Here is a 6,472-nt window from a genome sequence, read left to right as displayed (position 1 = left end):
GGCATCGAGGTTGACGACCCGGAGGAGTTCGTGATAAGGCTACTCGAGAGCGTCGGCCTCAACGAGATGCACCTCTACCGCTACCCCCACGAGTTTTCCGGCGGTCAGAGACAGAGGATAGCGCTGGCGAAGATACTCGCCCTCCAGCCGGATTTCGTCGTCCTCGATGAGCCTACCTCAGCTCTTGACGTTTCGGTGCAGGCGAACATACTCAACACCCTCAAGGACCTCCAGAAGAAGCACGGCTTCTCCTACCTCTTCATAAGCCACGACCTCGGTGTCGTCAAGTACATGAGCCACAGGATGGGCGTCATGTACCTCGGGAAGCTCGTCGAGGTCGGCCCGGCCGAGAAAATCTTCGACAACCCGCTTCATCCATACACCCAGATGCTCCTCTCGGCCATACCGATTCCCGACCCGGAGCTGGCGAGAAAGAAGAAGAAAATGGAAATCAAGGGCGAACCGCCGAGTCCAATCAACCCGCCGAAGGGCTGCCGCTTCCACCCGAGATGCCCGCTCGCCAAAGCTGGCCTCTGCGACAAACAGGAGCCACCGCTGGTCGAGGTTGAGCCGGACCACTACGTCGCCTGCTGGCTCTACGAGAAGGCCTGAGCCTTCTCCCTTATTTCTTCCGTCATCGCTGTTTCTCTGAGAAGGGCAGAGTAAAAGGCCGTTCTGAAAACAGGGTCGATTTTGAGGAGGTTCGTATAAACCTTATCGGCTCCCTTCTCGTCCATGACTTCACCGCTTTCAAGCCACAGCCCCCGGTAGAGGAGCTTAACCTCGCGGATTTCAACGGATTCAACGTCGTCCTTAACTCCAAGAACCTTCTTGAGGAGCGCCAGTCCGAGGGCGTTCTCGCGCTCAACCTTGGCGAGTTGTTCGTCAACCGCTATGTGCCTGCTGTGTCCGGTCGGGATTCCAAGAAACCGCCAAACGTTCCACCGCCTTATGTGGCTTATCCTCTCCGTTCTGGCCTCGCTCGATTCCTCGAGTAGCTTCGTGTAGAGGTTCTTCAACAGTTCTCCCACTGGAACCCTCAACAGTTTCGGTAGCGGGTTCTCTCCCTTCTCCTTCAGCGCTATCGAGGTGGGACTTTTTATCAAAACGGCCTTCCTCGGCTCAAGCGACAGAAACTCGATGAAGTAAGCGTCAATCGCGTACGTCCCGAGCTTTCTGTCCTTCTTCCACACCCCGAAGAGAACGTAGGGAACCTCCATGGCCATCCCAAACCTATTTAACCGCTCCCTCAATAAGGATTGCGGTCGAAAATGAGGGTCGATGAACTTCCGGTTGACGAGAGGGTTAAGGCGGTCATCAGGGGGAGGGGCATAGAGGAGCTTTATCCGCCCCAGGCGGAAGCTTTGAAGAGCGGTGTATTAGAAGGTAAAAACCTCGTTCTGGCAATTCCAACGGCGAGCGGAAAAACCCTCGTGAGCGAGATAGTCATGGTCAGCAGGCTCCTCCGCGAAGGGGGTAAGGCCGTCTACCTCGTCCCCCTCAAGGCCCTCGCCGAGGAGAAGTACCGCGAGTTCAAGGAGTGGGAGAAGCTGGGCTTCAAAGTTGCCGTTGCCACGGGCGACTACGATTCGAGTGATGAGTGGCTTGGAAAGTACGACATAATAGTGGCCACCGCCGAGAAGTTCGACTCCCTCCTGAGGCACGGCGCGAGGTGGATTGATGATGTTAAAATCGTCGTTGCCGATGAGGTTCACCTCATAGGGTCCTACGACAGGGGTGCGACGCTCGAGATGATACTCACTCACATGCTCGGCAGGGTTCAGATTCTGGCCCTGAGCGCAACGATTGGGAACGCCGAGGAGCTAGCTGGGTGGCTCGACGCGGAACTCGTGGTGAGTGAGTGGAGACCCGTTCAGCTGAGACGGGGAGTTTTCCACCGCGGAATCCTCCTGTGGGAGGACGGCAGGATAGAGAGCCGTCCCGAGAGCTGGTACCACCTCGTCACTGATGCCGTGAAGAGGGGCAAGGGAGCGCTCGTATTTGTCAACACGCGCCGCTCCGCCGAAAAGGAGGCTCTGGCCCTTTCGAAGCTGGTTTCGCCTCATCTAACCAGGCCGGAAAAGAGAGCCTTGGAAAACCTCGCCGGCCAGCTCGAGGACAACCCCACGAACGAGAAGCTGAAGAGGGCCCTACGCGGTGGCGTTGCATTCCATCACGCCGGTCTGAGCAGGGCTGAGAGAACCCTCATCGAGGACGCCTTCCGGGGGGGTCTGATTAAGGTAATCACAGCGACGCCGACTTTGGCCGCGGGAGTCAATACTCCCGCCTTCCGCGTTGTAATCCGCGACACCAAGCGCTACGCTGGCTTCGGCTGGACAGATATTCCCGTTCTGGAAATCCAGCAGATGATGGGGAGGGCTGGAAGACCCAAGTACGACGAGTACGGTGAGGCCATAATAGTTGCCAGAACCGACGAGCCGGGCAGGCTGATGGAGCGCTACATCCGCGGAAAGCCTGAGAAGCTCTTCTCAATGCTCGCCAACGAGCAGGCCTTCAGGAGTCAGGTCCTGGCTTTAATCACGAACTTCGGGATTAAGAACTTCCGGGATTTGGTGGGATTCCTTGAGAAAACCTTCTACGCCTACCAGCGGAAGGATTTAAGCTCGCTCGAGCGTAAGGCAAAGGACGTCGTCTACTTCCTCATAGAGAACGAGTTCATAGATTTGGACCTCAACGAGAACTTCATAAGTCTGCCCTTCGGAAAGCGCACGTCCCAGCTCTACATAGACCCGCTCACGGCCAAGAAGTTCAAGGACGCCTTTCCAGCAATCGAGCGGAATCCGAACCCCTTCGGAATCTTCCAGCTCATAGCATCAACCCCGGACATGGCCACCTTAACGGCAAGAAGGCGCGAGATGGAAGATTACCTCGACCTGGCCTACGAGCTTGAGGACAAGCTCTACGCGGGCATACCCTACTACGAGGATTCACGCTTCCAGGGCTTCCTGAGTCAGGTAAAGACCGCCAAAGTTCTCCTCGACTGGATTAACGAGGTTCCAGAGGCGAGGATTTGCGAGACCTACGGCATAGACCCGGGGGACCTCTACCGTTTGGTTGAGCTTGCCGACTGGCTCATGTATTCGCTCATCGAACTCTACAGGCTCTTCGAGCCGAGCGAGGAAGCACTGAACTACCTCCGCGACCTGCACCTTCGCCTGAGGCACGGCGTTAGGGAGGAGCTACTCGAGCTGGTTAAGCTGCCGAACGTCGGGAGGAAAAGGGCTAGAGCGCTCTACAACGCAGGCTTCAGAAGCGTTGAAGACATAGCGAACGCAAAGCCCGCTGAACTTCTCAAAGTCGAGGGTATAGGCGCCAAAATCCTCGACGGAATCTACCGCTACCTCGGAATCGAAAGGAGGATTTCCGAAAAACCAAAGCGGAAGGGAACGCTGGAGGACTTCCTCAGATAGCCTCCCCCTCTCCCCCGCTCCAGAGAACGAAAACGTTTCTGCCGGGGTTGAGACCGCTCTCGTGGGCCTTCCAGTAGAGCTTTCCGCCCGTTCTCTGGCCGAGGAAGTAGGCCAGAACAAAGACGAGCATCATCGGTGTCCCGCTCGGGTTCCAGCTGAGTCCAGCCAAATAGCGCATCAGCACGACTATGGGGACCGGAAGGTGAACCGCCAGGGCCCACTCCATCTTGTTGCCGGTTCTCTTGGCGTGTGCTCTCCAGAAGCCGAACGGTATGTTTATCAGGAACGTAATGATAAGACCGAAGATGAACCAATCTACGTTCATCTTTCTCACCATTTAGGTTTAAGTGGTGAACCTTAAAAAGTTTTGCCCTCCTAACAAAACTCAACCTTTTTAAAGCCGGGCCGCTCTACTCGGGGTGGGCACGATGATAGTGATAATCACGGGAATGCCCGGCTCTGGGAAGAGCAGGATTGTGCGGGAGTTTGAAAAGAGGGGGTTTCCCAGCGTTTCTCTCGGCGACATCGTGCGTGAGGAAACCCTAAAGCGGGGCCTTCAGCTTACGAAGGAAAACGTTGCCAAGGTCAGCATCAGGCTGAGACAGGAACTCGGTCAGAACGCCGTGGCGAAGCTCGCGGTTGAGAAGGTGAAAACCCTTCTGGAGAACAGTCCGCTCGTGGTCATCGACGGTGTCCGCTCCCTCGACGAGGTTGGGACGTTCAGAAGCGCCTTCCCGGAGGAGGAGATAGTCATAGTTGCCGTTCACACGCCGCCCAAACTGCGCTTTGAGAGGCTCAAAGCTCGCGGGAGGCATGACGACCCTCAGACCTGGGAGGAGTTCGAGGAGAGGGACTGGAAGGAACTCAAGTTCGGCATAGGAAGCGTCATAGCCATGGCCGACTACATGCTGATAAACGACGGAAGCAAGGAGGAGTACGAGGAGAAAGTTAAGGCCCTCGTCGAGGAAATCATCCGAGGGCTGAATCGAGGAGGAGCATGACGTAAAAGCCCGTGAAGAACCCCAGCGTGACGAGGGTTTCGCTCTTCTCGCCTTTGTATATCTCCGGAATCATCTCCTTGACCGTGACGTAGAGCATGGCCCCTCCTGCAAGGCCGAGGCCGTAGGGCAGGCTCCATGAGAAGGTCGTAAAGAAGACCGCCCCGAGGATTACCATGACCATCTCAGCCAAACCGCTCAGCACTCCAATGAGAACCGGGCCGAGGCTCTTCTTCTGTATGACCGCCAGCGGAAGCGAAACGACGGTCCCTTCGGGGAAGTCCTGAATGCCTATCGCTATTGCTGTAATGAGACCGATTTCGATGTTATAAACGAGGGACGTTCCAACCGCCAACCCCTCGGGCAGGTTGTGGATTATGAGCGCGAAGACGAGGAGCCAGACTTTCTTAAGGCGTTCCTTCATGCCCTTCGGTCCCTCATAACCCTTAACGAGGTGCTCGTGGGGCAGAAGCTTGTCTATCGCGTAGATAACGAGGACGCCAAGGCCTATTCCTATTCCCGCCGGAGCGAAGCCAGAACTCTCTATCGCGGGCAGAATCAGGGAGGTGAAGGAAGCGACAATCATGACCCCAGCCGCGAAGCTGAGCGAGAAGTCAACGCCGCCTTCTGGAATCCGTTTGGCAAAGAGCGCCACCATAGCACCGAGCGAAGTCATGAGAGCGACGAAGAGGCCTGCGTAGAAGGAGACCCAGATTAGGCTTCCCCCGCTGATGCTCAGGAGGTAGTTTGCAAGACCCTGAATGAAGCCCTCTAACATAGTTCGGCCACTCTAACTATTTTTGGCGGTTGGGTTTATAAGCCTTCTTTCGACCTTAGCCCGGTGGGAGCATGGAGGAGCTGTTTGAGGAAGTCGAGCTTGAGGCGTACGTTTACCCGACCGAAAGCCTTGAGAAGGTAAAGAGAGCCATGCTGAACCTCGTGCCGGACTTGGAGTTCGAGGCCTTTGACATGGGCGATTACGTAATTCTTACCGGGAAGACGAGGAGCAGGAAAGCACTGAGCAGGCTCTACGAGCTTTTCAGGGGGCAGGCGATACTCGACACCGCGCGCTCTTTCCTCGAGGAGGGCTACTTCGGCGAGGAGATAATCATAAAGGTGAACAAGCAGGCCGCTTACGCTGGAGTTGTGAACTTCAATGAGGAATCTCCGTTAGGCCCGATAACGATAATAATCCGCACGAAGAACCCGAGGAAGCTCATGAAGTGGCTGGCTCCAAGAACGAAAGACGGCGTTCCGATTGAGTGATATCATATGGAGCCGTCTCCAACCTCCGCATTTTTCTTTTAGTTTGCTCGGCTCCCGGTTTCCGCCCTCGGCTGACCCCGGGAAATCGGTTTTTATGCTTCCAAAGTTGTAACTTTAAGTTCTGTTGTTAGGCTTTAAATGTGACGAATTTCTTTCAGGATTTTGTGAAAAAGGCGCCAATGCTTCCAACAGGTTCAAACCCTGCTGGAAATGTTCTGCTTTTAGTTTAAGGCTGTTTAATGGTTGACTTTTGAAATTCAGCGTCTTTTAAAGCTCCGGAAATCTCATGCACCTTGCTGTTCATTGCGCTATCGGGGCTTTGAAAACGGTCTCTCCAATCGTAGAAGAGGAAACGCTGTCCCAATTTGGGAAACCACAGGGCGTTTTTGCTGGACTTTTTCAGAAAGGCTTAAGTATCGGAAAGTTCTTCTTTCTTTGATGGGCAAAAGAACGAATTTCACGCCCTGTTGCAATAAGACTCTAGGAGAATTGAAAGAGAGCTGAGCGTTAAGCACATTAAGGCTCTCAGGAAGTTGCAATAAGACTCTAGGAGAATTGAAAGGCTTATCAGCGAGTAGCATAGCGAGGTTAAAGAGGAAGTTGCAATAAGACTCTAGGAGAATTGAAAGCCGTGTTAAACTCGTTCACGGTCTTGGGGTCTAAGGTTGCAATAAGACTCTAGGAGAATTGAAAGATGTCTTCCAATGCATGTATTATGTCGCCCGGACTTGGTTGCAATAAGACTCTAGGAGAATTGAAAGTCTTGAGGGCCTCCTT

The 6,472-nt window shown here is 54.6% G+C and carries 7 protein-coding genes and 1 CRISPR repeat array; of the genes, 4 read left to right on the top strand and 3 right to left on the bottom strand.

Annotation, left to right across the window (positions count from 1 at the left end; all coding sequences use genetic code 11):
• Positions 1-612 (top strand): ABC transporter ATP-binding protein (locus tag MVK46_RS08770; protein WP_297536297.1); only part of this gene is annotated, 612 nt, incomplete at its 5' end.
• On the opposite strand, the gene MVK46_RS08765 is transcribed toward MVK46_RS08770, so the two are convergent.
• On the bottom strand, positions 597-1,226 hold the full coding sequence (locus MVK46_RS08765) for a hypothetical protein (RefSeq protein ID WP_297536296.1): 630 nt from the start codon (positions 1,224-1,226) through the stop codon (positions 597-599). The two genes, MVK46_RS08770 and MVK46_RS08765, sit on opposite strands and share 16 nt — an antisense overlap.
• A gap of 45 nt (positions 1,227-1,271) precedes the next feature.
• On the opposite strand from MVK46_RS08765, the gene MVK46_RS08760 reads away from it, so the two are divergent.
• Complete coding sequence (locus tag MVK46_RS08760; protein ID WP_297536295.1) at positions 1,272-3,431, top strand: ATP-dependent DNA helicase; 2,160 nt, start codon at positions 1,272-1,274, stop codon at positions 3,429-3,431.
• On the opposite strand, the gene MVK46_RS08755 is transcribed toward MVK46_RS08760, so the two are convergent.
• Positions 3,424-3,756, bottom strand: coding sequence for a hypothetical protein (locus MVK46_RS08755; protein WP_297536294.1), 333 nt, complete (start codon positions 3,754-3,756; stop codon positions 3,424-3,426). The two genes, MVK46_RS08760 and MVK46_RS08755, sit on opposite strands and share 8 nt — an antisense overlap.
• A 103-nt stretch (positions 3,757-3,859) precedes the next feature.
• On the opposite strand from MVK46_RS08755, the gene MVK46_RS08750 reads away from it, so the two are divergent.
• Complete coding sequence (locus MVK46_RS08750; protein WP_297536293.1) at positions 3,860-4,432, top strand: dephospho-CoA kinase; 573 nt, start codon at positions 3,860-3,862, stop codon at positions 4,430-4,432.
• Here MVK46_RS08750 and MVK46_RS08745 read toward each other — a convergent pair.
• Positions 4,401-5,207, bottom strand: coding sequence for a ZIP family metal transporter (locus MVK46_RS08745; RefSeq protein WP_297536292.1), 807 nt, complete (start codon positions 5,205-5,207; stop codon positions 4,401-4,403). The two genes, MVK46_RS08750 and MVK46_RS08745, sit on opposite strands and share 32 nt — an antisense overlap.
• Positions 5,208-5,278: 71 nt before the next feature.
• Between MVK46_RS08745 and MVK46_RS08740 the strand changes: the two genes are divergently transcribed.
• Entirely contained in the window at positions 5,279-5,695 is a 417-nt protein-coding gene (locus MVK46_RS08740; RefSeq protein ID WP_297536291.1) for an RNA-binding domain-containing protein, read from the top strand.
• A gap of 466 nt (positions 5,696-6,161) precedes the next feature.
• Positions 6,162-6,456: a CRISPR direct-repeat array (repeat unit 30 nt; unit sequence GTTGCAATAAGACTCTAGGAGAATTGAAAG).
• Between the last annotated feature and the right edge of the window lie 16 nt (positions 6,457-6,472).

The organism is Thermococcus sp. (assembly GCF_027066465.1).
Lineage (GTDB): Archaea > Methanobacteriota_B > Thermococci > Thermococcales > Thermococcaceae > Thermococcus.
The sequence above is the reverse complement of the archived record's forward strand: the minus strand, read 5'-3'. Positions and strand labels throughout refer to the sequence as shown.

What these genes read in the sequence shown, in the direction of transcription:
- MVK46_RS08740 (WP_297536291.1), top strand. Translation starts at nt 5,279, where the DNA reads ATGGAGGAGCTGTTTGAGGAAGTCGAGCTTGAGGCGTACGTTTACCCG.
- MVK46_RS08755 (WP_297536294.1), bottom strand. Translation starts at nt 3,756, where the DNA reads ATGAACGTAGATTGGTTCATCTTCGGTCTTATCATTACGTTCCTGATA.
- MVK46_RS08765 (WP_297536296.1), bottom strand. Translation starts at nt 1,226, where the DNA reads ATGGCCATGGAGGTTCCCTACGTTCTCTTCGGGGTGTGGAAGAAGGAC.
- MVK46_RS08745 (WP_297536292.1), bottom strand. Translation starts at nt 5,207, where the DNA reads ATGTTAGAGGGCTTCATTCAGGGTCTTGCAAACTACCTCCTGAGCATC.
- MVK46_RS08760 (WP_297536295.1), top strand. Translation starts at nt 1,272, where the DNA reads ATGAGGGTCGATGAACTTCCGGTTGACGAGAGGGTTAAGGCGGTCATC.
- MVK46_RS08750 (WP_297536293.1), top strand. Translation starts at nt 3,860, where the DNA reads ATGATAGTGATAATCACGGGAATGCCCGGCTCTGGGAAGAGCAGGATT.